The sequence below is a fragment of the Dactylosporangium sp. NPDC051087 genome (assembly GCF_055586325.1).
The window spans coordinates 217,207-243,215 of the sequence record NZ_JBVJIJ010000009.1 but is presented as its reverse complement, the minus strand read 5'-3'; the positions used below and the strand labels follow the sequence as shown (position 1 = coordinate 243,215).

The 26,009-nt window shown below is 74.0% G+C and carries 26 protein-coding genes; 10 read left to right on the top strand and 16 right to left on the bottom strand.

Annotated elements, in window-relative coordinates; genetic code table 11:
- Positions 1-149: 149 nt before the first annotated feature.
- The 4 genes from ACZ6TV_RS19355 (at position 150) to ACZ6TV_RS19340 (ending at position 4,051) form a co-directional block, all read left to right on the top strand.
- Complete coding sequence (locus ACZ6TV_RS19355; RefSeq protein ID WP_465298573.1) at positions 150-1,529, top strand: CBM96 family carbohydrate-binding protein; 1,380 nt, start codon at positions 150-152, stop codon at positions 1,527-1,529.
- A 141-nt stretch (positions 1,530-1,670) separates the two neighbouring features.
- A complete protein-coding gene (locus ACZ6TV_RS19350; RefSeq protein WP_465298572.1) occupies positions 1,671-2,249 on the top strand; it encodes a hypothetical protein in 579 nt (192 codons plus the stop codon).
- A gap of 9 nt (positions 2,250-2,258) precedes the next feature.
- Positions 2,259-3,425, top strand: coding sequence for a sensor histidine kinase (locus ACZ6TV_RS19345; RefSeq protein ID WP_465298571.1), 1,167 nt, complete (start codon positions 2,259-2,261; stop codon positions 3,423-3,425).
- Complete coding sequence (locus ACZ6TV_RS19340; protein WP_465298570.1) at positions 3,422-4,051, top strand: response regulator; 630 nt, start codon at positions 3,422-3,424, stop codon at positions 4,049-4,051. Before ACZ6TV_RS19345 ends, ACZ6TV_RS19340 begins: the two co-directional genes overlap by 4 nt.
- A gap of 214 nt (positions 4,052-4,265) precedes the next feature.
- On the opposite strand, the gene ACZ6TV_RS19335 is transcribed toward ACZ6TV_RS19340, so the two are convergent.
- The 4 genes from ACZ6TV_RS19335 to ACZ6TV_RS19320 all read right to left on the bottom strand — a co-directional run bounded on the left by ACZ6TV_RS19335 (position 4,266) and on the right by ACZ6TV_RS19320 (position 8,707).
- Positions 4,266-5,432: an amidohydrolase family protein gene (locus tag ACZ6TV_RS19335; protein ID WP_465298569.1), complete on the bottom strand. Its 1,167-nt coding sequence runs from the start codon at positions 5,430-5,432 to the stop codon at positions 4,266-4,268.
- A 58-nt stretch (positions 5,433-5,490) separates the two neighbouring features.
- A complete protein-coding gene (locus ACZ6TV_RS19330; RefSeq protein ID WP_465298568.1) occupies positions 5,491-6,702 on the bottom strand; it encodes an RNA polymerase sigma factor in 1,212 nt (403 codons plus the stop codon).
- A complete protein-coding gene (locus ACZ6TV_RS19325) occupies positions 6,699-7,037 on the bottom strand; it encodes a YciI family protein (protein ID WP_465298567.1) in 339 nt (112 codons plus the stop codon). The genes ACZ6TV_RS19330 and ACZ6TV_RS19325 overlap by 4 nt, the downstream gene beginning before the upstream one ends.
- An 83-nt stretch (positions 7,038-7,120) precedes the next feature.
- Positions 7,121-8,707 (bottom strand): methyl-accepting chemotaxis protein, encoded by a 1,587-nt coding sequence (locus ACZ6TV_RS19320; protein ID WP_465298566.1) that lies wholly within the window; start codon positions 8,705-8,707, stop codon positions 7,121-7,123.
- A gap of 145 nt (positions 8,708-8,852) precedes the next feature.
- On the opposite strand from ACZ6TV_RS19320, the gene ACZ6TV_RS19315 reads away from it, so the two are divergent.
- The gene (locus ACZ6TV_RS19315; RefSeq protein ID WP_465298565.1) at positions 8,853-9,026 is read left to right on the top strand and encodes a CsbD family protein; all 174 of its coding nucleotides are present in this window, start codon (positions 8,853-8,855) and stop codon (positions 9,024-9,026) included.
- Positions 9,027-9,093: 67 nt separating this feature from the next.
- On the opposite strand, the gene ACZ6TV_RS19310 is transcribed toward ACZ6TV_RS19315, so the two are convergent.
- The 4 genes from ACZ6TV_RS19310 to ACZ6TV_RS19295 form a co-directional block, all read right to left on the bottom strand.
- Positions 9,094-10,314 carry a cupin domain-containing protein gene (locus ACZ6TV_RS19310; protein WP_465298564.1) on the bottom strand — a complete coding sequence of 407 codons (1,221 nt, stop codon included), beginning with the start codon at positions 10,312-10,314 and terminating at the stop codon, positions 9,094-9,096.
- Positions 10,311-10,577: a hypothetical protein gene (locus tag ACZ6TV_RS19305; RefSeq protein ID WP_465298563.1), complete on the bottom strand. Its 267-nt coding sequence runs from the start codon at positions 10,575-10,577 to the stop codon at positions 10,311-10,313. Before ACZ6TV_RS19305 ends, ACZ6TV_RS19310 begins: the two co-directional genes overlap by 4 nt.
- A gap of 78 nt (positions 10,578-10,655) precedes the next feature.
- A complete protein-coding gene (locus ACZ6TV_RS19300; RefSeq protein ID WP_465298562.1) occupies positions 10,656-11,138 on the bottom strand; it encodes a DUF6194 family protein in 483 nt (160 codons plus the stop codon).
- A 72-nt stretch (positions 11,139-11,210) separates the two neighbouring features.
- Positions 11,211-11,618, bottom strand: a complete 408-nt coding sequence (locus ACZ6TV_RS19295; protein WP_465298561.1) for an ATP-binding protein — start codon at positions 11,616-11,618, stop codon at positions 11,211-11,213.
- A 159-nt stretch (positions 11,619-11,777) separates the two neighbouring features.
- On the opposite strand from ACZ6TV_RS19295, the gene ACZ6TV_RS19290 reads away from it, so the two are divergent.
- Positions 11,778-12,977 carry a low temperature requirement protein A gene (locus tag ACZ6TV_RS19290; RefSeq protein ID WP_465298560.1) on the top strand — a complete coding sequence of 400 codons (1,200 nt, stop codon included), beginning with the start codon at positions 11,778-11,780 and terminating at the stop codon, positions 12,975-12,977.
- A gap of 21 nt (positions 12,978-12,998) precedes the next feature.
- Here ACZ6TV_RS19290 and ACZ6TV_RS19285 read toward each other — a convergent pair whose 3' ends face one another.
- On the bottom strand, positions 12,999-13,934 hold the full coding sequence (locus tag ACZ6TV_RS19285; protein ID WP_465298559.1) for a hypothetical protein: 936 nt from the start codon (positions 13,932-13,934) through the stop codon (positions 12,999-13,001).
- Between the two features lie 191 nt (positions 13,935-14,125).
- Here ACZ6TV_RS19285 and ACZ6TV_RS19280 point away from each other — a divergent pair, with 191 nt between their 5' ends.
- Positions 14,126-15,700: a cellulose binding domain-containing protein gene (locus tag ACZ6TV_RS19280; RefSeq protein WP_465298558.1), complete on the top strand. Its 1,575-nt coding sequence runs from the start codon at positions 14,126-14,128 to the stop codon at positions 15,698-15,700.
- A 72-nt stretch (positions 15,701-15,772) separates the two neighbouring features.
- Here ACZ6TV_RS19280 and ACZ6TV_RS19275 read toward each other — a convergent pair whose 3' ends face one another.
- The 3 genes from ACZ6TV_RS19275 to ACZ6TV_RS19265 form a co-directional block, all read right to left on the bottom strand.
- The gene (locus ACZ6TV_RS19275) at positions 15,773-16,591 is read right to left on the bottom strand and encodes a hypothetical protein (protein ID WP_465298557.1); all 819 of its coding nucleotides are present in this window, start codon (positions 16,589-16,591) and stop codon (positions 15,773-15,775) included.
- An 88-nt stretch (positions 16,592-16,679) separates the two neighbouring features.
- Entirely contained in the window at positions 16,680-17,375 is a 696-nt protein-coding gene (locus tag ACZ6TV_RS19270) for a glycosyltransferase family 2 protein (RefSeq protein ID WP_465298556.1), read from the bottom strand.
- A gap of 12 nt (positions 17,376-17,387) precedes the next feature.
- Complete coding sequence (locus ACZ6TV_RS19265; protein ID WP_465298555.1) at positions 17,388-18,005, bottom strand: ElyC/SanA/YdcF family protein; 618 nt, start codon at positions 18,003-18,005, stop codon at positions 17,388-17,390.
- A gap of 65 nt (positions 18,006-18,070) precedes the next feature.
- On the opposite strand from ACZ6TV_RS19265, the gene ACZ6TV_RS19260 reads away from it, so the two are divergent.
- A complete protein-coding gene (locus ACZ6TV_RS19260) occupies positions 18,071-19,648 on the top strand; it encodes a hypothetical protein (protein ID WP_465298554.1) in 1,578 nt (525 codons plus the stop codon).
- A 7-nt stretch (positions 19,649-19,655) separates the two neighbouring features.
- On the opposite strand, the gene ACZ6TV_RS19255 is transcribed toward ACZ6TV_RS19260, so the two are convergent.
- The 4 genes from ACZ6TV_RS19255 to ACZ6TV_RS19240 all read right to left on the bottom strand — a co-directional run bounded on the left by ACZ6TV_RS19255 (position 19,656) and on the right by ACZ6TV_RS19240 (position 23,679).
- Positions 19,656-20,309 (bottom strand): response regulator, encoded by a 654-nt coding sequence (locus tag ACZ6TV_RS19255; RefSeq protein ID WP_465298553.1) that lies wholly within the window; start codon positions 20,307-20,309, stop codon positions 19,656-19,658.
- Positions 20,306-20,950 (bottom strand): sensor histidine kinase, encoded by a 645-nt coding sequence (locus ACZ6TV_RS19250; RefSeq protein ID WP_465298552.1) that lies wholly within the window; start codon positions 20,948-20,950, stop codon positions 20,306-20,308. The genes ACZ6TV_RS19255 and ACZ6TV_RS19250 overlap by 4 nt, the downstream gene beginning before the upstream one ends.
- Before the next feature lie 204 nt (positions 20,951-21,154).
- Entirely contained in the window at positions 21,155-22,567 is a 1,413-nt protein-coding gene (locus ACZ6TV_RS19245; RefSeq protein WP_465298551.1) for a glycoside hydrolase family 76 protein, read from the bottom strand.
- A 119-nt stretch (positions 22,568-22,686) separates the two neighbouring features.
- A complete protein-coding gene (locus ACZ6TV_RS19240) occupies positions 22,687-23,679 on the bottom strand; it encodes a LacI family DNA-binding transcriptional regulator (protein ID WP_465298550.1) in 993 nt (330 codons plus the stop codon).
- 107 nt (positions 23,680-23,786) lie between these two features.
- Between ACZ6TV_RS19240 and ACZ6TV_RS19235 the strand changes: the two genes are divergently transcribed.
- Positions 23,787-25,124: an extracellular solute-binding protein gene (locus ACZ6TV_RS19235; RefSeq protein ID WP_465298549.1), complete on the top strand. Its 1,338-nt coding sequence runs from the start codon at positions 23,787-23,789 to the stop codon at positions 25,122-25,124.
- Positions 25,125-25,130: 6 nt separating this feature from the next.
- Positions 25,131-25,979, top strand: coding sequence for a carbohydrate ABC transporter permease (locus ACZ6TV_RS19230; protein WP_465298681.1), 849 nt, complete (start codon positions 25,131-25,133; stop codon positions 25,977-25,979).
- Positions 25,980-26,009: the final 30 nt, after the last annotated feature.

The window sequence follows — 26,009 nt, the reverse complement described above, 5'->3', positions numbered from 1 at the left end:
CGATCTTGGACGACCGGCCGGTGTGCAGAACGTGAACGACACTTTACATCGAAGTATTTCGTTATATGTTTACCTTGTGGCTCCGGCCCGGTCCTTCGGCGTCCCTATGTTCCTTGCGCTTCTGCACACGCCCAGAGAAGGGTTTCTGGATGGGCATCCGCCTCACCCGCCCCCCGGTGACGATGGCGACGGTGGCGACGCTGGTCGCCGCCACCGCCACCGTCTTCGTGGTGGCCGCCGCGTCACCCGCGTCGGCCGCCACGGCCACGTTCACGCCGGTCGCCGACACGTACGTCCAGAGCGACACGGCGTCGACCAACTACGGCACCGCGACGCAGATCGTCGTGGACAACTCACCGGTGCGCCGCATGTTCCTGCGGTTCACGGTGTCCGGCGTCAGCGGCACGGTCACCGCCGCCAAGCTGCGCCTGCGCACCATCAGCGGCAACGACGGCAGCCCCAACGGCGGCACGTTCAAGGCCGTGAGCAACACGTCGTGGTCCGAGACGGGCACGACGTGGAACAACCAGCCCGCGATCGACGGCGCCACCCTGGGCACCCTGGGCTCCGTCAGCCGCGACGGCTGGTACGAGATCGACGTCAAGGCGCTCGTGTCCGGCAACGGCACGTTCAGCATCGGCGCGACCTCTTCGAACAGCGACGGCGCCTACTACGACACGCGGGAGACCGGCGCCGACGCCCCGCAGCTCGTCATCACCACCGGCACCACGACGCCGCCGAGCGGGGACCCCGTCTTCGTCGGCGCCGGGGACATCGCCAACTCGGGCTCCGGCGACAGCGCCACCGCGGCGCTGATCGACAACATCCCCGGGACCGTCTACACGCTGGGTGACAACGTGTACGACAACGGCACGGCGAGCGAGTTCAACTCGTACTACGAGCCGACGTGGGGCCGGTTCAAGGCGCGCACGCGGCCGTCGCCCGGCAACCACGACTACAACACGTCCGGCGCGTCGGGCTACTACAGCTACTTCGGCTCCGTCGCCGGGCCGTCGGGCCGTGGGTACTACTCGTTCGACCTCGGCAACTGGCACATCGTGTCGCTGAACTCGAACATCAGCATGTCCGCGGGCTCGACGCAGGAGCAGTGGCTGCGCGCGGACCTCGCGGCCAGCAGCAAGCCGTGCACCCTCGCGTACTGGCACCACCCGCTCTTCACGTCCAGCTCCAACCACGCTCCGTCGACGTCGACCCGTCCGCTCTACCAGGCGCTGTACGACTACAACGCCGACGTCGTGCTGTGGGGTCACAACCACGTCTACGAGCGCTTCGCCCCGATGAACCCCAACGGCGGTCTCGACAACGCCCGCGGGCTGCGCACCTGGGTCGCCGGCATGGGTGGCGCGAGCCACTACGCGTTCGGCACGATCCAGCCCAACAGCGAGGCCCGCAACAGCTCCGCCTACGGCGTGCTGAAGTTCACCCTGCACAGCAACACCTACGACTGGCAGTTCGTGCCGGTCGCGGGTCAGTCCTACAGCGACAGTGGCACCGGCTCCTGCCACTGACCGAGTCGCCGGCCGCCCGGACCACCCCCGGGCGGCCGGCCCCGGCAAGGGCACAGCACAGCACGGCACATGACGAACGGCGGCCCGGGTCTGGCCGGCCGGCACTCCCCCGCGCCACCGCGCCGGAAATACGGTCCAGCCATGGATCTCATGTGGTTGCAACGGTTCGGCGCCGCCTGCGGCGTCCTGCTCGCGCTGACGATCGGGGTGCCGGGCGCGATCGAGGCGTTCACCGGCGAGACGACGGCGACGAGCTTCGTCCTCGGGATCGGCGTCGCGTTCTCCGCGCCCGCCGTCACCGCCCTCTACCTGCGCCACCGGGCCGCCGCGGGCCGCTTCGGGGCGGCCGCCTTCGCGGTGAACCTGCTCGGCCTCGGTCTGTTCACCGGGGTCGCGTTCGCGCTGAACCTGGTCCTGTTCCACCTGGAGGAGTCCACTGTGGACATGCTGCGCGCCGGGGCGTTCGGGACGGCGCTGCTGATCGGCGCCGTGGTCTACGTCGCCGGTACGGTCCTGTTCAGCGTCTCGATGGTGCGCTCCGGCGGCTTCCCGAGACTGCCCGCGGCCGGCTACGGCGTGTGGCTGACGCTCCTCGCCGCGCTCGCGCCGCTGCCCGACAGCCCGCTCACCAGCGGCGTGCACGTCCTCGCGGCGGTGTCGGTCGGCTGGCTGTCGCTGTCCGCGCTGCCGTCCCGCCGCACGGCCGCCGGCGCGAACTAACCTGGTCGCATGAGGCGTCCGGTGCCGTGGCTGCCATACGTGCTGTACGGCGCGGTCCTCGCCGCCGGCCTGCACCACCGGGCCACCAGCGGCGATCCCGCGCACGCCGCCCAGGCCGCCGCGCTCGTCGCCGCGATCGGGGTGCTCGCCGGCCTGGAGCGGGTGGAGCGCCGGGTCGCGGCGCCGCCGGCCGTGTTCCTGGCCGCGCGGACGGTGCTGTTCGTGCTGGTCGCGGCGCTGGACGGGTCGGGGCTGTCGAACCTGTTGTTCCTGCTGGTGCCGTTCACCGCGTACTTCGCCTACGGCCGCCGGGTGGCGGTGGCGCTCGCGGCGGCCGGGGTGGCGGTGCCCGTCGGGTGGGCGACGGTCGCCGGTCGCGACTGGTACACCGGCGGCGAACAGGTCACGGACCTGCTGATGCTGTCCGTCGGCATGGTGCTGGCGGTCGCGATGGCGTCGGCCGCGGTCGGCGAGTCGGACTCGCGCGCCAGGCTGCGGCTCGCCCTCGACGAGGTCGCCGAGCTGTCGGCGGCGGCGGAGCGCGGCCGGCTCGCCCGCGACATCCACGACAGCCTCGGCCACCACCTGACCGCGGTCAGCATCCAGCTGGAGAAGGCGACCGCGTTCCGCGACCTCGACCCGGCCGCCGCGGACCGGTCGGTGCGGGACGCGCGCGCCGCCGCGGCGCGCGCCCTCGAGGAGGTCCGCGGCGCGGTCCGGGCCCTGGCGGCGCCGTTCTCGCTCGCCGGCGCGCTCACCGACCTCGCCTGCGACGCCGGCGCCGGCCAGTGCGCCGTCGACGTGGAAGTCACCGGCGACGAGCGCGACCTGCCGGTGGCGGCGCGGGTGGCGCTGTTCCGGGCCGCCCAGGAAGGCGTGACGAACGCCCGCCGGCACGCGGGCGCCGCCCGGGTCACGGTCCGCGCGACCCTCGGCAGGGACGCCACCCTGGTCGTCGCCGACGACGGGCACGGCTTCGCCGCCGGCGCCGAGGAGGGCTTCGGCCTGCGCGGCATGCGGGAGCGGGTCGCCTCGGTCGGCGGCACCGTCGACGTGGCGGCACACGGCGGCACCGTCGACGTGGCGGCACACGGCGCCGCGGCACCGGCGGGCGGCCGTGGCGACCTGGCCGGGCGGGGTGGGGTGACGGTGACCGTGACGGTGCCGGCGGCATGACGGCCGTCCGGGTCCTGGTCGTCGACGATCAGCGGCTGGTCCGTGAGGGCATCGCGTCGTTGCTGGGGATCCAGCCGGGGATCGAGGTCGTCGGCACCGCCGCCGACGGGGCGGAGGCCGTCGCGAAGGCCCTGGCGTCGGCGCCGGACGTCGTGCTGATGGACGTGCGCATGCCCGGCGTGGACGGTGTGACGGCGACCGGGCTCCTGCGCGAGCAGGCTCCCGGCTGCCGGGTGGTGATGCTGACGACGTTCGACGACGACGAGTACGTGACGCGGGCGATGCGGGCGGGTGCGAGCGGTTACCTGCTGAAGGACCTCGCCGCCGCCGACCTGGCCGCCGCGGTCCGCCTCACCCACGCCGGCGTGGCGCCCCTGGCCGCGGGGGTCGCCACCCGGCTGGCCGCGGCGGCGACGAGCCCGCCGGGCGGCGGGCTGACCGCCCGGGAGGTGGAGATCCTGCGCCTGGTCGCGAAGGGCGCGACGAACCGCGAGATCGGCCGCGTGCTGTTCGTCAGCGAGGGCACGGTGAAGAACCACGTGTCCCGGGTCCTGACCCGCCTCGGCCTCCGCGACCGCACCCAGGCCGCCCTCTACGCCCGCGAGCACGGCCTCCTCACCGACTGACCCGACAAACCGACCGAACCGACCGCACCGACCGCACCGACCGAACCGCACCGAGCCGACCGAGCCGACCGAGCCGACCGAGCCGACTGAGCCGCACCGAGCCGCACCGAGCCGCACCGAGCCGACCGCACCGACCGGACCGACCGAGCCGCACCGAGCCAACAAGCCGCACCGCACCGCACCACGCCGCACCGGACCGCGGCCGCCAGGCCTGCTAGTGGGTGACCGGCGTGCCGCGGACGAAGACGGCGCGGATGCGGTGCAGGGCGTCGGGATCGCGCAGCGGGTCGCCGTCGACGGCCAGGAGGTCGGCGTCGTAGCCCGCGGCGACGCGCCCCTTGCGGTGGCCGAGGCCGCACACGGCGGCCGCGACGGACGTGACGGCCCGCAGCGCGGCGGCCGGGGTCATGCCGATCCCCGCGAGCTGGGCGACCGCCCACCGGACCGCGTCCGGCGGTTTGATCGGCGCGATGCCCGCGTCGGTGCCCGCGGTGATGACGGCGCCTGCCTCGTACAGGCGGCGGACCCCGGCCAGCATGAGCGGCATCCGCGACAGGACGCCCGGTGGCGGGGTGAACCCGGCGACCGGCTTGACGCCGAGTGTGATCCCGAGCGCCACCTGCCGCGACACGATCGCGGCGAGCACCGCGTCGGGGATCGGGTCGACGCCGTCGGCGGTCATGAACGAGACGTGTTCGAGGCCGTCGACGCCCGCGGCGAGGGCGTCCGTGATCGCCTGGGTGCCGTGGGCGTGCGCGGTGACGGGCAGGCCGAGCCGGTGCGCCTCGTCGACCGCGGCCCGCAGCTCATCGGGGCCGAACTGCGACAGCTCCGGCCGGCTCCCCGGGGTCAGGTTCCCGCCGCTCGCCATGATCTTGATGACGTCGGCGCCCCGGTCTGCGTGCTCCCGGACGGCGGCCCGGATCCCGCCGGGCGCGGCGCCGCCGAGGTAGTGGCAGTGCCCGCCGGGCGTCGTGATCGGCGGGCCGGCCGCGACCACGGCCGGCAGCGCCGGGTCGGCGGCGTCCCGCAGCGCCAGGGACAGGTAGCCGCGGTCGCCGAGGTCACGGACCGTGGTCACGCCGCCGCGGGTGGCGTGCCGGGCGGCGGCGGTCATCGCGGCGAGGGCCGCGGTGTCGTCGCGGGCCGCGAGGTTGCCGACCGGGTCGCCGGACGCGTCGAACGCCAGGTGTACGTGGGTGTCGACGAGCCCCGGCAGGATCGTCGCCGCGCCGAGGTCGACGACGGTCGCGCCGGTGGGCACGGCGATGCCGGTGCCGGCGGCGGTGATCGTGCCGCCGTCGAGGATCACGGTCGGGTCGGGGGTCAGGGTGTCGGCGGCGCCGTCGAACAGCCACGCCGCGCGCAGGACGATGCTCACATCCGCGAGGATGCGCCGCGACGGGCGCGGCGCACCTCCGTGGTAGTACTGAACTGCCTCAGGTTTCCTCGGCGCGGGCGAGCAGGGCGCGGCGCTCCCCGTCGCTGAACGCGGCCGCCGCCGCCTGCCGGAACAGCTCGGCGGCCCGCGGGCCCAGACCGAGCCGGGCGGTCAGGTCGGCCTCCACGGCGAGCGCGTGCGGGTGGCCGTCCAGCGCGTTGAGGGCGCCGCCGGAGCGGGCCGCGGCGAGCACCGCCAGGCCTTCCCGCGGCCCGTAGGCGTAGCCGTGCGCGACGGCCCGGTTCAGCTCGATCACCGGCGACGGCTGGACGGCGGCGAGCCGGTCGTAGCAGCCGGCGATCCGGTGCCAGTCGGTCTCGTCCGCCGACGCGGCGGTGGCGTGGCACGCGGCGATGCGGGCCTGCCACGCGTACGGGCCGTCGGAGGTGACCCGGTCGAGGACCGCGACGCCCTCGGCGACGGCCGCGTGGTCCCAGCGCCCGCGGTCCTGCCGGTCCAGGGTGACGAGGTCCCCGGCGGCGTCGCGGCGGGCGTCGCGGCGCGAGTGCTGGAACAGGAACAGCGCGAGCAGCGCCGGCACCTCGGGCTGGTCCGGCATGAGCCGGTCGACGAGGCGGACCAGGCGGATCGCCTCGTCGGCGAAGGCGGGTTCGCCGTCGGCGTTGTATCCCTGCGTGAACAGCAGGTACAGCACGGCGAGGACGCCCGGGAGCCGTTCGGTGAGCGCCCGGCCGGTCGGCACCCGGTACGGGATGCCGGCCGTCGCGATCTTCGTCTTGGCCCTGGTGAGCCGGCGGGTCATCGCCGACTCGGTGGTGAGCAGGGCCCTGGCGATGTCGCCGGTCTGCACCCCGCAGACGGTGCGCAGCGTCAACGCGACCCGGGCCTCCAGCGGCAGTGCCGGATGGCAGCAGGTGAAGATGAGCCGCAGCCGGTCGTCGATCTCCCCCACGGCGGCCTCCGGTTCCGGTTCGAGCAGGGCGATCGCCTCCAGCTTCCGGCGCTCGACGGCGGCCCGGCGCAGCACGTCGACGGCCCGGTTGCGGGCGACCGTCATCAGCCAGCCGCCGGGGTTGCCGGGCACGCCGTCGCGCGGCCACCGCTCCAGGGCGGCGGCGAGGGCGTCCTGCGCGCAGTCCTCGGCCAGGGTCCAGTCGCCGGTGACCCGGATCAGCGTCGCGACGATCTTGGAGTAGGCGTCGGCGGCCGCCTCAGCGACCGCCGACGCCGTCCCGGTGTGCTCGCTCAACTGGTGCGCAGCGGCGCGTACGGGCGCAGCTCGAGCCGGCCGCCACGGGCCATCGGGTGCGCGCGGGCGACCTCGATCGCCTCGTCCAGGTCGGCGCACTCGAGGATGTCGAACCCGACGATGACCTCCTTGGTCTCGGTGAACGGGCCGTCGGACACGAGCAGCTCGCCGTTGCGGACGCGCACCGTGGTCGCCGAGGTGGTCGGCGCCAGCTCGTACCCCATCAGCCGCCGGCCGGCGCCGTCGTTCTCCGTCACCCAGACGTCGATGTCGGTCCCGGGCGTCGGGTCGGTGTCGGGCTCGGTGTCGGTGCAGACGAACATCATGTACTTCATGGTTTTGCATCCTCCGTTGGGCGGGATCTCACCATAGTGACGAACGCCGCCGCGCCGACCGGACACATCCCCCGAAGAATTTTTCAGACGAGTTGGAAGCGCGCCACGACCCGCTGGAGCTCCGCGGACATCCGGGCCAGGTCGTCGGCGGCGGAACGGGTCTGCGCGACGCCCTCGTTGGTGACCTGACTGGACTGCGCGACGCCGCCGATGGTGCCGGCGATCTCGTTCGCGCCGGTCGCGGCCTCGGCGACGCTGCGGCTCATCTCGTTGGTCGTCGCGCTCTGCTCCTCGACGGCGGCGGCGATCGTCGTGGCGTACTGGTTGGTCTCGTCGATGACGGCGGCGATCTCGGTGACGGCGGCGACGGCCGCGGAGGCGTCGTGCTGGATCGCGTCGATGCGGGCGGAGATGTCACCGGTCGCCTTCGCGGTCTCCTGCGCCAGGTCCTTCACCTCCCCGGCGACGACGGCGAAGCCCTTGCCCGCGTCGCCGGCCCGGGCCGCCTCGATCGTGGCGTTCAGCGCGAGGAGGTTCGTCTGTTCCGCGATCGCCGTGATCGCCTTCAGTACGGTGGTGATCTCGCCGCTGGAGTGGCCGAGCTGACGGATCGTCTCCGACGCGGACCGTGCGGTCAGCACGCCACCGCCGGCGACCCGGGCGGCGTCCGCGGCGCCGCGGGCGATCTCGGCGATGGCGGCGCCCAGCTCCTGCGTGCCGGCGGCGACCAGGTGCACGTTGCCGGACACCTCCTCCGCCGACCGCGACACGACCGCGGCCTGGGTGCTGCCCCGCTCGGCGCTCGCCGCGATCTGGTTGCTGACCGCGGACAGCTCCTGCGCGGCGCCGGCGAGCGAGGTGCTGCTCGCGTCGACGGCGAGCACCGACTCCCGCAGCTGCGCGGTCGCGACGTTCAGGGCGGCCGCCATCGTGCCCAGCTCGTCACGGCCGGCCACGTCGGCGGTCCGCGTGAGGTCACCGACGGCGATCCCGGCGACGACGTGCCCGACCCGGGTCACGGCGCGGACCAGCTGACCGGCGACGAGCAGCGCGAACAGGACCGCGAGGGCGAGCCCGGCGGCGAGCAGCCCCCACGTCCAGCGCAGCGCGGTGCTGTACGCGGCGTGGACCCGGGCGCGGTGGTGCCCGGCGCCCGCCCGGTCGGCCTCGCCCATCCGTTCGACGAGGTCGAACGCCTTCGTGCCGAGCGGGCCGGTGACCTCGTCGCGGACCCGCTCGACCTCGGCGAGGTTCCCGTCGCGGCCGGCGGGCAGCAGCTGGGTGCGGACCGCGTCGTGGTACCGGCCGAACACGCCGCCGAGCTCGTCGGCGAGGGCGGGCGTGGCGGTCGCCGCGCGGTACACCGCGAGGTTGCCGGCGAACTTGGCGGCGCCGTCCTCGATCTCCCGCGCGTAGGCGGCCTGCTCCTGCGGGTCGGTGCTGAGGGCGTGGTTGAGCGCGGCGACCCGCACGGAGGCGAAGTCCTCGCGGACCTCGCTGAGCTCGGCGACCGGCAGCAGCCCGCCGGCGTACAGCGCCTCCGCCTCGGACCTGAGCTCGTACAGGCGCAGCGACGCGACTCCGGCTCCGGCGACCGCCACGACGCCCAGGATCGCCACCACGAGCAGCACCTTGGTGCGGACCGCCCGGTTCGCGAGCCAACCCGTCATCACCGATCACCCCGACGGTCTGATCGGTTGCGAATGGGGTCGCCTGAGGTGAACCGTACCGTTTCACCTGGTGAGGAGGGGGCATCACGAAGATACGTGCCGCGCGCTGCGGCACCGGCCGGACCGACTGGGATTGGGGTTCGTCATGGGACTGAGCGACAAGATCGACAACAAGGCCGAAGAGACCACCGGCAAGGTCAAGGAGGGCCTCGGCAAGGCCACCGACGACGAGCAGCTGGAGGCCGAAGGCAAGGTCGACCAGGCGTCGGGCAACCTCAAGCAGGCCGGCGAGAAGGTCAAGGACGCCTTCAAGAGCTGACCCCCGTACCCGTGGAAGGCCGGCGCCCAGCGGACGCCGGCCTTCTCCATGTCCCGCCACATGTCAGCTACGTGTCGAGGACCAGGATCGTCTCGGTGAGCAGCCGGCGGGCCAGGACGAGGCGGTCGTCGTCGTCGAGGCCGGGCAGGTCCGCGACGCGGCGCACCCGGCCGTCGAGCAGCGCGCGCACCGCCATGGCGCACACCGCCGGCATCGTGACCGTCCGGTCCGGCGCCTCGATCGCGACCCGGTCCCGGTCCGGCTCGCTGACCTGGATCCGCAGCCCGGGCCGCAGCCGCACCCGGTCGTCGGCGGACAGCCTGGCGAGGGCTGCCGCCTGCGCGACCGGCCGCAGCGGCGCCGGCCTCGCCCGCGACCCGGTCGTGCGGCGCCACCGGTCGGCGACGTCGCCGGGCGCGACCGTGTCGAGCCACTCATGCAGCGCCTTCACGGTGTCGGCGAGCGCCGGGGCGATCGACGTCCCGTCGCCCGGGTCGGTGCCCATCGGCAGCCCGGCCCGCAGCTCCGGCACGTCGGCGGCGAGGTCGAGCAGCGCCTCGACGAGGCTGAGCCGGGTCGGTGCGCGCAGGCCGATCGTCAGGTGCAGCGACCAGTCCTCCAGCGCGGCGGCGGCGTGCAGCCAGCCCCGCGGCAGGTACAGCGTGTCGCCGGGCGCCAGCACCTCGTCGACGGCCGGCTCGCCCGCGGCGACGGCGGCGACCTCCTCGGCGCGGCCGCCCCACGGCTGCCGCTCGACCGGGTCGGTCACCACCGGCGGGTGCACCCGCCACCGCTTGGTGCCGGCGACCTGCAGCACGAAGACGGCGTGGGTGTCGTAGTGCGTGTCGAAGCCCTGGCCGCCGGGCGGTGTCAGGTACGCGTTGATCTGCACCGGCACGCCCAGCTCCCGGCCGAGGTCGCCGGCCAGGTCGACCAGCGGCGGCCACAGCCGGTGCAGGCCCTGCAGCACCAGCGTCGCGCCGCCGGCGAGCTGTTCGAAGACCCGCTCGTCGAGGACCTGGTCGCCGATCTCGGCGCCGGGTCCGCCGCCGCCGGTGTACCGCGCCGCCGGGATCACCTTGCCCTGCCGGGCCATGCGCACGAACGGGGTGCGCAGCGCCCTGCGGCTCAGCAGCTCGTCGACGTCGTCGAGGTCGAGCAGGTCGGTGTGGTCGCCGACCCGGCGCGACAGCAGCGGCGCGCGGTCCCAGTGCCGCTCGGCGAACTCGTCGGCGGACAGCGGGACGCATCGGCGCAGCGCTGACCGCGCGCCGCCGCCGTCGGTCATACGTCCGCGCCGCCGTCCGCGCCACCGTCGGTGGCCCGGGGGTTCGCGCCGCCGTCGTTCGGTCCCTCGGCCGGGCCGGCGCCACCGTCGGCACCGCCGTCCTCCGCCTCGATGTCCGCGCCGCCGTCGGCGGTGCCCTCGTCCGTCATCGCGCCACCGTCGGCACCGCCGTCGTGCGCGGCCGGCACGGCTCCACCGTCGGCGGGTCCCTCGGGGCCGGGGCCGGGCGGGGTGGTGGTGATGTCGTCGTCGTTGAGCGCCATCGCTGTCTCCTCTGATCGGTCGGGGCCTCCGCTTACCCCTGCCGGCCACAGGTCAACCGAATCGACGCAACTCGGGATCTACCGGTCCCGCCGGTCCTGCCGGCGCTGGTCGGCGTCGAACGCGCGCCGGTACGCGACGGTGATGAGCGCGTCGAGGTCCACCTCGGTCCGGGCGCCCGGGTTGAGGACGCAGATCCAGCCCTGCCGCCCGTACGCGGGATGCGGCAGGAGCTCGTCGAGCCGGGCGAAGTCGATGGCCGCCCGCCGCTCCTCCGCGCCCGCCGGCGGGTAGCCGAGGAGGCGCTCGAACTCGGTGGCGCCGGCGTGCACGTTGACCCGGTAGACGCCCGGGCGGTCCAGGTCCGACGCCTCGTCCCAGCCGGGCGTGTCCCGCCCGACGATGGTGGCGAACGGCAGCTTGCGGTCCGGGCCGACGTAGAAGAACCGGTCGCCCCAGCTCGTCTCCGGCGCCCCCGACTCCTGCGTCGCCAGCAGCAGTTCCACGCCGGGCAGCGCCATGATCCGGTAGGCGAGCGTCTCGGGTGTGAGCGGGTCGGTCATGCCCTCAACCATATCGTTGAACCGCCCGGTGAAGGTTCGCCGTCATTGGCCTCGGATGCCGGTGGAAAAGCCTCAAGCGGGGGGATCGGCGCGGGGCATGAACAGGCGGACCGTGACCCCGCCGGCGGTGCTCGTGATGTGCAGATCGCGGCACAGTTTGCGGACCATCCACAGGCCGCGCCCGCTGACCGCCTCGGGCGCCGGCAGCTCCTGCGACAGGTGCTCGGGCAGCCCCGGGCCGTGGTCGCTGACCTCGACCCGCACGCCGTCGCCGGTGTGCTCGATGACGATCCGGCCGCTGCCGCCGCCGTGCCGGACCGCGTTCGCGGCCAGCTCGCTCACGGCGACCACCAGGTTGTGGGCGTCGGCGGCGGAGATCCCGGCGACGCCGGCGGCGTGGCCGACGAGGTCCCGGACGCGACGCAGGCCGCCGGCACCGGTGAAGTCCCGCGAGATCGCGCGCGAGCGGTCGCGTGTCATCGGTCACCGCGCCCCAACGCATGTCTCGTGGCATGTCTGATGGCCTGCCATGTCGCCCCCGGGCGACGTGGTACCCACCGGGCGATCCGCCGAACCGTGCCCGGCCCGTGACCGTGAGCACCGTGCGTGGCGCGCGGGCCGGATGGGTAACGGCGGTGGATGCCCGACGCCGAACAGCGCCCCGCGCCCCTGATCCGCCCGCCGAAGCTGCTGACCGACGTCGACCGCACCGCGACCCGCCTCGAGCTGTTCTTCGACCTGGCCTACGTGCTGGTCATCGCCGAGCTCGCGGCCACCCTGGCCAAGGACCTGACGGCGGAGGGCGTCGCCGTGTTCGCCGGGCTGTTCGCGGTCGCCTGGTGGTCATGGGTGACGACGACGCTGTACGCCAACCGTTTCGACACGAACGACGTCCTGTACCGGCTGGGCAAGCTCGCCGCGGCCGCCGCCGTCATCGGCATGGCCGCCAGCGCCCCTGACGCGACCCGCGGCTCGGCGACCGCGTTCACGCTGAGCTACCTGGCGACCAGGGTCGTGCTGTTCGCGTTGTACGCCCGGGCGTACCGCCACGTCGAGCGCGCCCGCGCCACGATCGGCATCTACCTGACCGGTACCGCCGCCGGCGCCGCCTGCTGGGTCGCCGCCCTCGCCGTCCCCGGCGACTGGCGCTTCGCGCTGTGGGGGCTCGGCATCGTCCTGGAGGCGCTCGGCCCGGTCGCCGCGACCCGCTTCGGCGGCAACGTGCCCCTGCACCTGGAGCACCTCCCGGAGCGCTTCGGGCTCTTCGTGATCCTCGTCCTCGGCGAGTCGGTCGCGTCGGTCGTGCTGGGCGTCCACGACACCCACTGGACCATGGAGTCCGCGCTGGTCGCCGCCGTGTGCTTCGTCGCGGTCGCCGCCCTGTGGTGGAACTACTTCGACCTCGGCGGCGCGGCCGGCAAGCGGCATCTCGTGCACGCCCGCGAGGACGAGGGCGCCGACGCCGAATCGGGCGCCGCGGACGGCTACGTCTACGCGCACCTGCCGCTGACGCTCGGCCTGGCGGCCGCCGCGATCGGCGTCGAGCAGCTGATCCTGCACCCCGACGGCGAGGTGTCGGCCCTCGGCCGCTGGATGCTCCCGGCCGGCGCGACGCTGTTCCTGCTCGGCACCGCCGCGGTCATCGCCGGCACCGCCCGCCGCTGGGGCGCCGCCTGGCCCTGGCCGCTCGCCGCGGTCCCCTTCGTCCTCGCCGCGGGCACCCCGACGACCCTGCCCCCGGCGGTGACGGCCGGGCTGGTCGCTGCGGCGCTGCTCGTGGTGGTGCTCGCCGGCATCCGCGCCCAGCAGCAGGGCGCTCTGCGCACGACAGAGACCTGAGCCGGCCTGGCCCGCCGGCGGTCAGGCCGGGCGGAGAGCGTCGCGGACCAGCTCCGACACCTGCGCCATGCCGGGGCGGGCGGTCGCGCCGGCGAACGCCTGGGCCTCGGTCGCGCGGGCCAGGTCGCCCAGGTCGCGCAGCTCGCCGGCGGCGACGCCGGAGCGCAGGGCCGGGAACTCCTCGCGGTGCTCGCGCCGGATGTGGGTGCCCATCAGGTCGTGGACGGCGGCCAGGCCGTCGACCTCGCCGAGGCTGATGGACACGTCGGCCAGGGCCTCGCTGATCCGGCGCTCCTCGTCGAGGAGGTGGTCGGCGAGGTGCTGCTCGGCCGGGTCGACGAGGTGCCGGGTGAGCGGGTGGGCCAATTCCTCCTCGATCGTCTCGTGCACCGCGATCATCCACGCGAGGTCGCCGAACGCGGTGTGCCGGTCGTCGCCGACGGCGGCCAGGGTCAGCTGGAACTGCCGCTCGATCCGTGCCTGCTGGCCGGCGAGCAGGTCCGGCAGGTCACCGCCGAGGTCGGCGGCCGGCGCCGGCGGCTCGGCCATGACCTCCTGCGGGTCGCGGTGCTCGTGGTGGCTCAGCAGGTCGGCGGCGGTCCGCAGGTTGGCGAGCTCCATCTGCAGGTGCACCTCCCACAGCCGGCGCAGCCGCTGGTCGGTCTCCTGCTCCAGGAAGGTGTGGTACATCGCGCAGGCACCGCACTCCTGCACGACCAGCTGCGCCCACACGCTGGCGCCGCCCTGGGTGGCCCTGGCGGTCCCGGCGAGCGGGTGCAGCGCGGCGAGGTCGTCGTAGCGGGCCGAGGCGGCCATGCCGAGGCGCTGCACGGCGCGCTGCGACTCCAGGTCCGGGCACAGCGTCGCGGCGCGGCGGTTGAAGAGCGCCGCGGCGGCCTGGAGCGCTTCCATCTCCTCGATCCGCGCGAGCGCGTCGTCAAGAAAAGGGTCGAACATGAGCCCTCCATCGAGATCCGAAACGGGCGTCAGGCAACGGGGTGCCGCTACCCCACTTCAGCGGCACGACACCTCATCCTCCCCCGATCCTCGCCCTCCCGGGCCGGATCGGGCCGCCCCGCAACGCCCATTGACTTTCAGTTAAGTTTCTTTATCGTTAGGCATCAATCAGTCGCAACCTGGAGGCATTGATGGCGCTACGACTCCGGCTGGTCCTGGCCGCCGCGACACTCCTGGCGGCCGGCGGGGCCGCCGCGATCACCACCACCCCCGCCGCCGCGGCCGGCTCGCTGACCGCGACCCTCACCTACGACTCGGACTGGGGCTCCGGCTACCAGGCCAAGTACACGATCGCGAACGGCTCCGCGTCGACCGTCACCTCGTGGAAGGTCGAGTTCGACCTGGCGGCCGGGTCGGCGCTCGGCAGCTACTGGGACGTCCTCGCGAGCCAGTCCGGCACCCACGTCACCGCCACGAACCGCACGTACAACGGCACCCTGGCACCGGGCGCGTCGACCAGCTTCGGCTTCCTGGTCTCGGGCGCCGGCAAACCCGCCAACTGCAAGCTCAACGGCGCGAGCTGCGCCGGCGTGGCCGACACCCAGGCGCCGACCGCCCCGGCGAACCTGCGCGGCACCGGCGCCACGTCGTCCAGCGTCAGCCTCGCCTGGAACGCCTCGACCGACAACGTCGGCGTCACCGCCTACGACATCTACCGCGGCGGCACCCTCGCCACCACCGTCACCGGCACGACCGGCACCGTCGGCGGGTTGTCCGCGTCGACCGCCTACACGTTCACCGTCAAGGCCCGCGACGCCGCCGGCAACACCTCCGGCGCGAGCAACTCGGTCAGCGTCACCACCACCGCCGGTGGAGGCGGCGGCGGTACCCCGCTGCCCGTCGCGCCCTATGTGGACATGGGCGCGTGGCCGACCCCGTCGCTGGTGGACATGGCCACCGCGGGCAACCTGAAGAACTTCACCCTCGCGTTCGTCAACAGCGCGGGCTGCAAGGCGTCGTGGTTCAACGCCTACGACCCGCGCGCCGCATGGGCGAAGGACCAGATCGACGCGATCCGCGCCCGCGGCGGCGACGTCAAGATCTCCTTCGGCGGGGCGAGCGGCATCGAACTGGCCCAGGCCTGCTCGACGCCCGCGGCCGTCGCGGCCGAGTACCAGGCCGTCGTCGACGCGTACCAGCTGAACTACATCGACCTGGACATCGAGGGCGCGGCCGTGGCCGACCCGACCACGGTGGCGCGCCGCTCGCAGGCGCTCAAGCTGCTGCAGACGGCCCGGCCGAACCTGAAGATCTCCCTCACCCTGCCGGTCCTGCCGGAGGGCCTCACCGCCGACGGTGTCGGCGTGGTCCGCTCGGCCCGCGACGCGGGCGTCACCCTCGACCTGGTCAACGTCATGGCGATGGACTACCAGCGCAGCAGCGGCGACTACGGCAACTTTGCGGTGCAGGCCGCGCAGTCGACGTTCGCGCAGCTCAAGACCCTCTACCCGGCGAAGACCGACGCGCAGGTGTGGCGGATGGTCGGCGTCACGCCGATGCTGGGCAAGAACGACGACGGCGGCACCTACGACCAGAACGACGCCCGGCAGATGGTCGCCTTCGCGCAGGCCAACCACCTCGGCATGCTCTCGTTCTGGGAGACCACCCGCGACCGCAACGCCTGCACCGGCGCGCTCTACATGTGCACGAACATCCCGCAGCAGCCCTACGAGTTCAGCCGGATCTTCGCGGCCTACACCGGCTGATCCACCGGCACGACCGGGCCGCCCGCCCGGGTCCTGGGACGCTCCCGGACCGGGCGGGCGGCCCGTCCGTGCTCAGGCGCTGAACGGGGTCTGCGGAGGGGCGGAGCGGCGGCGGCGGTCGTCACCGTCCGGGGCGGTCTCCGCGGCCGGGTGGGAGAACAGCGCCGGCGCGACCCTCGCCCGGACCGCGCTCTCCTCGACCTCGTCGGCGGGCACCTCCGGCGGGGCCTTGAACGTCTCCGTCCCGGGCCTCGCGGCGGCCTTGTACGCGGCCGGCGTCTCGGGCGCCGGCGCGCTGAACGCGTTGTGCGACGCGCCCCGCGACTGGCCCGGGGCGGCCGGGGCGGCCGCGGCCTCGGCCGGGCGGGTCGCGCCGCCGCTGAACGTGCCGGACAGCGGCTGCACCGCGGCCGCAGCCACTGCGGGAGCACCGGCAGAGGCACCGGCAGAGGCACCGGCAGGGGTGACGGCGGGGGTGACGGCGGGGGTGAGCGCGGCGACGGCCTCCTCGGCGGACATCGTGCCGGAGGACACCGCCCGCCACAGTGTCGTGGTCGTGCCGCCGGCGGTGACGACGTGCCGCTCCAGGGCCTCCGGGGTCGCGCCGGACCTCGCCAGGACGGCGGCGGCAGCGGGCGGAAGGTCGACCCACGGGCGGACGGTCGCGGCGGTGAAGCCCTGCGCCGCCCACTGCGCCGCCAGGCGGCTGATCCGCTCCGCGACCGGGGCGGGGACGACGTCACGCCCGCTGGGGCGCTCGCCCAGCAGCGCCCGCCCGAGCTCGGTCAGCTCGGTGATCTGCACCCACCGCACCCCCGCGTCGTCCCCGCTCACGCCGGAGTTCGGGGATGACGCCACTCGGGTGGCACGGCGGCCAGCGGTTGGTTCCATCAGCCCATGATCCCCCATCGAGTAATCGGACGGCTACGCGCACCCCGCCACCGTGACGTACCCGACCGCCATCCGGCGTTCATCTGGATCACCGGCGATCCCGGGTGGACGGGGTGAGGGCGTAACGCAGCAGCGGGCGGTAGACCCGGGCCGAGTCGGACAGCGAGCCGAAGTGCGAGGTGCCGTTGTCGCCGATGTACGTGGTCGCGATGACCGTCTCCTCGATCGGGCGGCCGGCGCGGGCGGCGTGCAGCAGGACGTTCATCTCGTACTCGAAGCGTTCGCCCGGGACGCGGCAGAGCCAGTCGAGCTGGTCCGCCGGGTAGCCGCGCAGCCCGGTCTGCGTGTCCCGCACCGGGCAGCCGGTCGCGGCGCGGAAGAGCAGGCGGGTCACGGTGTTGCCGAAGCGGCTGCGCAGCGGCACGCGGCCCTCGAAGCGGCGCACGCCGAGCACCATCCGGCCGCTGACCTCGACGTGCCGGGCGACCCGCAGGATGTCCTCGATGTGGTGCTGGCCGTCGGGGTCCGCGCACACCACGGCGTGGCCCGGGTGCGCGTCCGCGATGTGCCGGAAACCGGTCTTCAGCGCCTCGCCCTTGCCGCGGTTCACCTCGTGGCGCAGGACGGTGCAGCCGAGCTCCCGCACGGCGCGCAGGGGCTCGGCGGACGCCGGTCCGCTGCCGTCGTCGACCACGATCACGGGGACGGCGGGCGCGGCGTCGCGCAACGACACGACGGTGGTCACGAGGCCGTGGCCCGGTTCGTACACCGGCAGCAGAAACATCACGGGTCCCTGTTACCCCGCGGGGCGCCGCCGCAATGACGCGACCATCGCCCGCTCGCGGCGCAGCAGCCCGGCGGGGTCGGCGACACCGAGGAACCACAGCCGGGACGCGACGTGCAGGGCCCGCTCGCGGCGGGACGAGGGCTCGCCGCCGGTCGCGGGGACGTCGAGCAGCGCCGCGCCGCGCAGCCGGAGGACCTTGCGGGCGAGGAACCGGATCCGCGGCAGGTGCCACGCGTGCGAGACGAGCCCGAGCGGGTGCCCGCGGCCGAACGTGTGCCCGTCGAGCAGCCCGTCCTCGACGGTGTGCAGCAGGTTCTCCAGCGTGCTGCGCGAGCGGCACTCGGTCCGCAGGTCGGCGTGCGCGGCGAGCCCGGCGGCCCGCGCGCGGGCCAGCATCAGGTCACCCTCGCGGCAGCCCTCCGGCGGGCGCGGCGCCCCTCGCGACGCCTCGGCCCAGCCGCCGCTGAACACCACGAGGGGCGCCGCGGCCGCGGCGAACTCGCCGGGGTGCGCGGCCACGTAACCGACCGCGGCGTCGACCCGCGCGGCGCTTGCCGGGGTCAGCGCGTACTCCCCGCCGGCGGCGGTGACCCCACGCCCGAACACCAGCAGCACGGTGGCCGTCATGGTCCCCACGGTACCCACGGGAAAACGCCGGCGACGCGGCCGCCGCCCCGTGCTTGACTGGCCCGGTGACCTCCACCGCCGCCGGGCGCCTCGACGCGGCACTCACCGCCGGCGATCCGTGGACGGCGCTGGCCGACCTCGCGCAGGACCCGCCTCCGCGGCTGGCCGCGGCGGTGCGGGACCGGTATCCCGGCGCCGGGCAGCCACAGCGGCACCACCTCGGGTCGCTGCTGGAGCGGCTGCGCGACCCGGAGAGCGAGGCCGTCCTGCTGGCGCTGCTCGCCGGTGCCCGCGGTGACGCCGCGACGCCGCTGCTGCGGGCCGCGGCCGGGCGCCGCCTGACGGTCCCCGACCCGGACCTGGTGCGGCTCCTCGCGGACCCGCGGGCGCGGGGCGCGGCACTGACCGCCGCCGGCGCGTCGGGACAGCCGCACGTGCTGCCGCTGCTCCTGGCGCACCTGGACACGCCCGGCGACCGGGGCACGGCCGCCGCCGCGCTGGCCCGCCTCGCCGCGCAGACCGGCGTGCCGGTCGTGGGTGAGATCGCGGGACGGCTGCCCCGGCTGAGCGGGCTGGAGCACGAGGCGTTCGTGGTGGCCCTGGAGACGCTGGGCGACCCCGCGGCGGTCCCGGCGCTGCTGGACCGGCTGGCGGGGGCACCCGCGGAGGCGCTGTTCGGGGTGCACCACGCGCTGGTGCGGCTCACCGGGCACGAGCCGGTCCTCCCCCTCCACCGGGACGCCTGGCCGGACGGCGCACGGCGAGCGTGGGCCGCCTGGGACGCCCGGGCGGCCGAGCGCCCCCGCGTCGAGGACGTCGAGCTGCTCGGCGGTGACCGGGCCCGGCTCGTCGTCGCCGACGGGCGCGGCGTCATCGGCATCGACTACGACCCGCCGGTGCCGGGGTCGGCCTGGCCCCGGTGGGACAGGTCGCTGCTCGTCGCCGGCGAGCGGCTGTTCGGCATCGGCTCCGACTGCGGGACCTGCGAGACCGGCCTGCGGCTCATCGGCTGGCCGCCGCGCCCGGCGGCGGTGCTGTCGCAGCGGATCCGCGACCGGCTCCGCGACGTGCGGGCGCTGACCGGCGACGTCGTCGACGCCGTGGCGCCGCTGCTGACCGGGCTCCGGTCCGGGCACTACCTCGCGGTGCTGGCCGACCTGGACCTGGAGCACGTCACCGACCCGGCCGCCGGGTGGCTGACCCGGCGGCGCGAGCTGCGCACCGGCGGCGACATGGACGACGCCGACGACGTGGACTGGCCGGGCACCGACCATTTCCAGGTGCGCGCCGCCGCGCCCGGTCCCGCGTTCGGCCTGGTGCTGCCCAGCCAGGAGCTCGGTGCCGTCGACGGCGGCACCGTGGCGGCGCACGCCGGGAGGATCGCCGCCGGTGACCGGCCCACCGCCGTCGTCGCCGCGTGGGTCGAGGACCGCTCGGTGCGGATGGAGCACCCCGAGCGCTTCCTCGTCGGCGTGGTCCTCGACGGGCACCACAAGCTCGTGGCGTACGCCCGCGACGGCGTCCCGGCACGGGTGCTGCTGCTCTGCCGGATCGAGGACTCGTGGGGTCCGCCGGACGACCGCACCGCATACCTCGACGCGACGATCGGCGCCTTGCGGGAAGCCGCCGGCCCGACGCGCTGAGTCCCCGTCAGGACCGGCGCCGCCCCGCACCGAGGCCGCCGGCGCGGGCGAGGACGATCACCTCCTCGCGGGTGGCGACGCCGAGCTTGCCGAGCATGTCCGAGACCCGGTTGCGGATGGTCTTCGGGGCGAGGAACAGCCGGGCGGCGACCTGCGACGTGGGCAGGCCCTGGGCGAGCAGCTCCAGGATCTCCAGGTCGCGGGAGTCGAGCGCGGCGAGCGCGCCGTCCTGGAGCCGCGGGCCGGGCGCGGCCGTCGCGGCGGCGACGACGGCCGCCTGCGCGCCGCGGCCGATGACGAGGGTGCCCCGGGCGGCGGAATGGCTCGCGGCGAGGACGTCGTCCGGGTCGGAGTCCTTCAGCAGGTACCCGTCGAGCCCCGAGCCGAGGCTGCGGATGACGGACCGGTCGTCCGCGTACATCGTGAACACCACGACCCGCAGCCGCGGCCACCGCTGCTTGAGCGCCGCCCCGAGGGTGATCCCGTCGCCGTCGGCGAGGTGCAGGTCCAGCAGCGCGACGTCGGGCTCGTCCCGCAGCGCCAGGACGGCCGCGGCCGTGCGCGCGGCGGCGACGAGGGTGAGCCCGCCGTCGGACTCGACCAGCGCCGACAGACCGGCCAGGACGATCGGGTGATCGTCGACGACGAGGACCTTGGTCACCGCGTCATCATCCTCACCGGCAGCTCCAGCCGCAGCCGGGTCCCCGACCCGCCGGCCGGGGACACCTCCAGGCCGCCGCCGAGCTCCTCGGCGCGGCGGCGCAGCGACGAGAGCCCGACCCCCCAGGCGATCGGCCCGCCGGCCCCGTCGTCCGACACCTCGGCGACGACGCCGCCGGCGGCGGCGCGGACGCTGACCGACACCCGGGCGGCGCCCGCGTGCCGCAGGGCGTTGGTGAGGCCCTCGGCGACCGACCGGTACACCGCGACGGCCACCTCCGCCGGCGGCTCCTGCTCGACCAGCACGTCGAGCGACACCGACGGCCCGTGGCCGGCGAACGAGGCGGCGAGACGGTGCAGGGCCGCGGCGAGGTCGCCGGACTCCAGCCCCGGCGGGGTCAGGCCCGAGACGATGCGGCGCAGGTCGCCGCGGCAGTCGGCCAGGTCACCGGCGAGGGCCGCCAGCAGCGGGGTCGGCGAGCGGCGCAGCTCGGCCCGCACCCGCAGGCCCATCCCGACGAGGACCGGGCCGAGGCCGTCGTGCAGGTCGCCGAGGATCCGGGCGCGTTCCGCGTCGCGCTGGCGGGCGACGTCACGGCGGGCGTGGTCGGCCTCGACGGCGAGGCTGACGGCCTTCGCCACGGCATCGTCGGCTTCGTCGTCGCCGTCCTCGTCGTCGTCGCGACGTTCGTCGGCTCGGCGTCCGCCCTGTTCTGAGAGCCCCGGTCGCGACGAGGACCGGGGTCGCGACGCGAGGGCCGCGGTCGCGACGCCGAGGAACGGGGTCGCGAGGACCGGGGGCGTGCGGCCGGCCCGCCCGGTGCGGCGCCCGGGCGGGCCGGAGTCTCAGCTGCGGAACCAGCGCTGGTTGGCGCCGCCGTTGCAGGTCCAGATCGCGAGGAGGGTGCCGTTGGCGGTGCCGTGCGCGGTCGCGTCGAGGCACTTGCCGGAGGCGACGCTGACGACGGTGCCGTCGGCGTTGACGTTCCACTGCTGGTTGGTGCCGGCGTGACAGTCGTAGATGATGACCGCCGCCCCGTCGGCCGTGCTGGCGCCGCTCACGTCCAGGCACTTGCCGCCGTACACCTGCAGCTGCCGCGAACCGGTCGCGATCCACCGCTGGTTGGCGCCGCCGTTGCAGTCCCACAACGCGACCCGGGTGCTGTTGGCCTGGGTGTTGCCGGGCACGTCGACGCAGCGGCCGGACTCCTGCCCGCGCAGCACGTTCGAGGGGCCGTTGCCGAGCGCGGCGATGAGCGCGGCGGCGGACGCGGCCTGCGTGGTGGGGCTCCACAGGGCGAACGGCCCGACGAACGAGTTGCCCTGCTGGCCGGCGCTGTTGGTGTTGTTGGCGAGGATCGAGTTGGCGGTCGAGGCGATGAACCCGTCCCAGGTGGTCGAGCTCGTCGCCTTCGCCAGGGCCCGCAGGTAGCGGATGAAGATGCCCTTGAACGCCTGCCCGTCGCCGGAGCAGTTCGGCTCGCAGCCCTCGTAGAGCACGTTGTTGCGGTTGAACCGGGCCACGCCGGCGGTCGCGATCGACCTGGCGGTGCTCAGCAGCGACGCGTCGCCGGTGGCCCGGTTGAGCTCGATCAGGCCCTGCAGGACGACACCCTGGTTGTAGGTGTACACGGCGGTGCTGTAGCCGCAGCCGGGGATGGTGATCCCGTCGCGGACGAGGTTGTTGCTGATGACGCCGTTGCCGCGCAGCCAGTTCCACTCTGCGTCGGCCCAGCCGAGGTACGTGGTGTCGCCGGCGATGCGGTTGTGCAGCCCGGCGGTCGCGGCGAGGAACAGCTCGTTGGCGATCGACGCCTTGTACTTGCGGTCGGTCTTCCAGTAGACGCCGCCGCCGCAGGTGCCGTCCCAGTAGTCGTGCATGTACTTCACGAGGTTCTCGGCGGTGGTCAGGTAGGCGCGGTTGCCGGTGATGTCGTAGGCCTGGATCCAGACCAGGGCCCACCAGCCGGTGTCGTCGATGTACTCGTTGGTGAAGTTCGGGTTCTTCGCGTACGCGCCGGAGATGGCGTAGTCGTACTGCGTGTCGCCGGTGGCCTGGCGGTAGGTCATGACGGTGCTGAGCGAGACGGCGCTGGTCCACCAGTCGCTGCCGATGCGGCCGGTGCCGGCGTTGTAGGACTGCATGAGCACGCCGACGCTGTTGGACGCGGGGGTGGCCGCCTCGGCCGGACCGGCGGCGCCGATGAGCATTCCGAGCGTGAGGGCCAGGGCGGCGAGGCCCATGGTCGATCTTCGCATGATGCTGGGCATGGTTGAGATCTCCTTCGATGTCTGGCGGAACGATCGCGAGGAGGTGTCGGTGCGCACCATAGAAGCCCATCGAGGGGCGAGCTGTCAACGTTGTCAGAGGCGGGCGCTCACCGCCGCCGGCCGCCGCGGATCACCAGCGTGGTCGGCAGCAGCACCTGGGTGGACGGGTCGGTGCCGCCGGCGATCCGGCGGAACAGCAGCCCGGCGGCGCGCCGGCCGAGCTCCGTCGTGTCGTAGGTGACCAGGGCGACCTGCCGCGGCAGCAGGTCGACCAGCTCGAGGTCGTCGAAGCCGGCGATGCCGACGTCGTCGCGGCCGTCGGCGGCGTGCAGCACGCCGACGCAGATCCGGTTGTTGTCGGCGAAGATCGCGTCGGCGCCGGCGCCGTCGAGCAGCGCGGTCGCCGCCGCGCGGGCCGCGCCGACCGTGTGGTTGTCGAGGCTGACCAGGGCGGGGTCGTAGCCGATGCCGGCGTCCTCCAGCGCCCGCCGGTAGCCCGCGAGGCGGTCGGCGCCGGTGAACACCGCCGGGTCGCCGCCGATGTAGCCGATCCGCCGGTGCCCCTGGCCGGCCAGGTGGCCGACGGCCTGGCGGGCGCCGCCGTAGTTGTCGAGCACGACCGAGTCGGCCGGCACGCCCGGCGGGACCCGGTCGATGAACACCATCGGCGCCCAGCGGGCCAGCTCCGCGTGCAGCTCCACCTGGTCGTGCGCGGTAGGGGTGACGAGCAGCCCGTCGACGCGCCGGCGGACGAGGTCGCGCAGCAGGTCGCGCTCCTGCTCGAAGCGCTGGCCGGTGCTGCCGACGACGAGCATGTGCTGGTGGCTGCGGGCGGTCTCCTCCGCGCCCCGGGTGACCCCGGACCAGAACGGGTTCGCCGGGTCCTCGATGACCAGCGCGATCGTCTCGGTCGTCTGCCCCGGGCGCAGGCCACGGGCGATCTCGTTGCGGTGGAAGCCCAGCTCGGTGATGGCCCGCTCGACGGCGTAGCGGGTCTCCGGGCGGATGTACCGCTCGTCGTTGACCACGCGCGAGACCGTCGCGGGACTGACTCCCGCGAGGTGCGCCACGTCCCGCATGGTGGGTCGCCTCGACGTCACTCGGCCTCCTCAAGGCATTGACCGGTGCAGATTATCTGATTACGTTCTCTGATTACGTTCTCATACAGCTCCGTGACCGTCTCCGCCAAGACCCCTAGGAGCACACGATGCGCCGCATCGTCTCGTTCGCCGTCCTGTCCGCCCTGGCGTTGCCCATTTCCGCGTGTTCGTCCGGCTCCGGCGACGACGGCAGGACCATCACCGTCGCCTATCAGAAGTTCGGCGGCTTCACGCAGATGGACGACCAGATGAAGAAGGTCAAGTCGCAGTACGAGGCGGCCCACCCGGGATCGACCGTGAAGCTCGTCCCGATCGAGGCCGCCGAGAACGACTACTACACCAAGCTCTCGCTGATGAACCGCTCACCGAACACCGCGCCGGACGTGATGTACGAGGACACGTTCCTCGTCAACACCGACATCGCGGCCGGCTTCCTCGCCCCGATCGACGACCAGCTCGCGAAGTGGCCCGACTGGAGCCAGTTCTCCGAGGCGTCCAAGACCGCCGCCAAGGCCCTGGACGGCAAGACGTACGGAGTGCCGATGGGCACCGACACCCGCGCCCTCTGGTACAACAAGGAGCTCTTCGCGCAGGCCGGCATCGCCGTGCCGTGGGAGCCGAAGACGTGGGACGACATCCTCGCCACGGCCCGCACCATCAAGGCGAAGCTGCCCGGCGTGACCCCGCTCAACGTGTACTCCGGCAAGGGCGCCGGCGAGGGCGCGACGATGCAGGGCCTGGAGATGCTGCTCTACGGCACGAAGGACACCCTCTACGACGACGCGTCCAAGCGGTGGGTCACGTCCAGCCAGGGCATGCTCGACTCGCTCGGCTTCATCAAGACGATCTTCGGCGAGGGGCTCGCCCCGGCACCGCAGGACGCGCTCGACCCCAACTTCGGCAACCGGGTCACCGCCGAGCTGCTGCCCGGCGGGAAGCTCGCCATCGACCTGGACGGCTCCTGGATCAGCGGCACCTGGCTGCCGACCGGCGCGAAACCGTGGCCGCAGTGGTCCACTGTGCTCGGCCAGGCCGCCATGCCGACGCAGAAGGGCGAGGCGCCCGGCAGGACCAGCATGTCCGGCGGGTGGGTGCTGTCGATCGGCTCGAAGGCGAAGGACAAGCAGGCCGCGTTCGACTTCGTCAGCCTCGCGCTGAACAAGGAGAACACCCTCGCCTACGACATCGCCGCCAGCCAGATCGCCGAACGCGCCGACGTCGCCGCCGACCCCGCGTACCTGGCCGCGAACCCGGCCCTGAAGTTCTTCACCGACATGGTGCAGGTGACGCACTTCCGGCCCGCGTACGCCGACTACCCGCACGTCTCCGACGCGATCCAGGTGGCGATGGAGGCGGTGATGACCGGCCAGCAGAGCCCGCAGCAGGCGGTCACCGCCCTGGGCAACCAGGTCAAGCAGGTCGTCGGACCCGACAAGGTGAAGTAGCGGGTGATGCTGCGACGGTTCGCCCCGGTCCTGCCCGCCCTGCTGCTGCTCGGTGTCTTCTTCGCCGGTCCCATGCTGTGGAGCGTCTACACCGCGTTCACCGACATGGCGCTGACGGGCTCGTCGAGCGTGTCGTTCGTCGGCGTGGACAACTTCACCCGGATGGCGGACGACCCGCAGTTCCTGCACTCGCTGCTGCTCACCCTGGTGTTCGTCGTCGGTTCGGCGGTCATCGGGCAGAACACGCTCGGCCTGCTGATCGCGCTGCTCCTGCGCGGTCGCGGCAGGCTGCCCCGGACGGTGGTCACCGGCGTCGTCATCGCGGCGTGGGCGGTGCCGGAGACCGTCGCCGGGTTCTGCTGGTACGCGTTCCTGTACCGCACCGGCACGCTCAACGAGCTGCTGCAGCACGTGGGCGTCCAGCAGAACTGGCTCTACACCACGCCGATGCTGGCGGTCATCCTCGCCAACGTGTGGCGCGGCACCGCCTTCTCGATGCTCGTGTACACCGCTGCGCTCGCCGACGTGCCGCCGGAGCTCGTGGAGGCCGCGCAGGTCGACGGCGCGTCGGCGTGGCAGCGGCTGCGGCACATCACCCTCCCGCTGATCCGCCGCTCGATCGTCAGCAACCTCATGCTCATCACGCTGCAGACCCTGGCCGCCTTCGGGCTCATCTACGTGATGACCGGCGGCGGCCCGGGCAACGCCAGCCAGACCACGCCGCTGTACATGTACCAGCAGTCGTTCAAGTTCTACCAACTCGGCTACGGCACGGCGATGGCGCTGGTACTCCTGGCCATAGGCGCCATCTTCTCGCTCGTCTACCTGCGGCTGATCAGACTGGAGGAGACATGACCGGCCCGGAGCGAAGCGGAAAGGCCGTTC

Excerpts from the sequence above, each read along its gene's own strand:
- ACZ6TV_RS19280 (WP_465298558.1), top strand. The coding sequence starts at position 14,126 with ATGGCGCTACGACTCCGGCTGGTCCTGGCCGCCGCGACACTCCTGGCG.
- ACZ6TV_RS19270 (WP_465298556.1), bottom strand. The coding sequence starts at position 17,375 with ATGTTTCTGCTGCCGGTGTACGAACCGGGCCACGGCCTCGTGACCACC.
- ACZ6TV_RS19290 (WP_465298560.1), top strand. The coding sequence starts at position 11,778 with ATGCCCGACGCCGAACAGCGCCCCGCGCCCCTGATCCGCCCGCCGAAG.
- ACZ6TV_RS19235 (WP_465298549.1), top strand. The coding sequence starts at position 23,787 with ATGCGCCGCATCGTCTCGTTCGCCGTCCTGTCCGCCCTGGCGTTGCCC.
- ACZ6TV_RS19230 (WP_465298681.1), top strand. The coding sequence starts at position 25,131 with ATGCTGCGACGGTTCGCCCCGGTCCTGCCCGCCCTGCTGCTGCTCGGT.
- ACZ6TV_RS19355 (WP_465298573.1), top strand. The coding sequence starts at position 150 with ATGGGCATCCGCCTCACCCGCCCCCCGGTGACGATGGCGACGGTGGCG.
- ACZ6TV_RS19265 (WP_465298555.1), bottom strand. The coding sequence starts at position 18,005 with ATGACGGCCACCGTGCTGCTGGTGTTCGGGCGTGGGGTCACCGCCGCC.
- ACZ6TV_RS19345 (WP_465298571.1), top strand. The coding sequence starts at position 2,259 with ATGAGGCGTCCGGTGCCGTGGCTGCCATACGTGCTGTACGGCGCGGTC.
- ACZ6TV_RS19340 (WP_465298570.1), top strand. The coding sequence starts at position 3,422 with ATGACGGCCGTCCGGGTCCTGGTCGTCGACGATCAGCGGCTGGTCCGT.
- ACZ6TV_RS19295 (WP_465298561.1), bottom strand. The coding sequence starts at position 11,618 with ATGACACGCGACCGCTCGCGCGCGATCTCGCGGGACTTCACCGGTGCC.
- ACZ6TV_RS19315 (WP_465298565.1), top strand. The coding sequence starts at position 8,853 with ATGGGACTGAGCGACAAGATCGACAACAAGGCCGAAGAGACCACCGGC.
- ACZ6TV_RS19245 (WP_465298551.1), bottom strand. The coding sequence starts at position 22,567 with ATGCGAAGATCGACCATGGGCCTCGCCGCCCTGGCCCTCACGCTCGGA.
- ACZ6TV_RS19300 (WP_465298562.1), bottom strand. The coding sequence starts at position 11,138 with ATGACCGACCCGCTCACACCCGAGACGCTCGCCTACCGGATCATGGCG.
- ACZ6TV_RS19325 (WP_465298567.1), bottom strand. The coding sequence starts at position 7,037 with ATGAAGTACATGATGTTCGTCTGCACCGACACCGAGCCCGACACCGAC.
- ACZ6TV_RS19320 (WP_465298566.1), bottom strand. The coding sequence starts at position 8,707 with ATGACGGGTTGGCTCGCGAACCGGGCGGTCCGCACCAAGGTGCTGCTC.
- ACZ6TV_RS19285 (WP_465298559.1), bottom strand. The coding sequence starts at position 13,934 with ATGTTCGACCCTTTTCTTGACGACGCGCTCGCGCGGATCGAGGAGATG.
- ACZ6TV_RS19305 (WP_465298563.1), bottom strand. The coding sequence starts at position 10,577 with ATGGCGCTCAACGACGACGACATCACCACCACCCCGCCCGGCCCCGGC.
- ACZ6TV_RS19275 (WP_465298557.1), bottom strand. The coding sequence starts at position 16,591 with ATGGAACCAACCGCTGGCCGCCGTGCCACCCGAGTGGCGTCATCCCCG.
- ACZ6TV_RS19310 (WP_465298564.1), bottom strand. The coding sequence starts at position 10,314 with ATGACCGACGGCGGCGGCGCGCGGTCAGCGCTGCGCCGATGCGTCCCG.
- ACZ6TV_RS19350 (WP_465298572.1), top strand. The coding sequence starts at position 1,671 with ATGGATCTCATGTGGTTGCAACGGTTCGGCGCCGCCTGCGGCGTCCTG.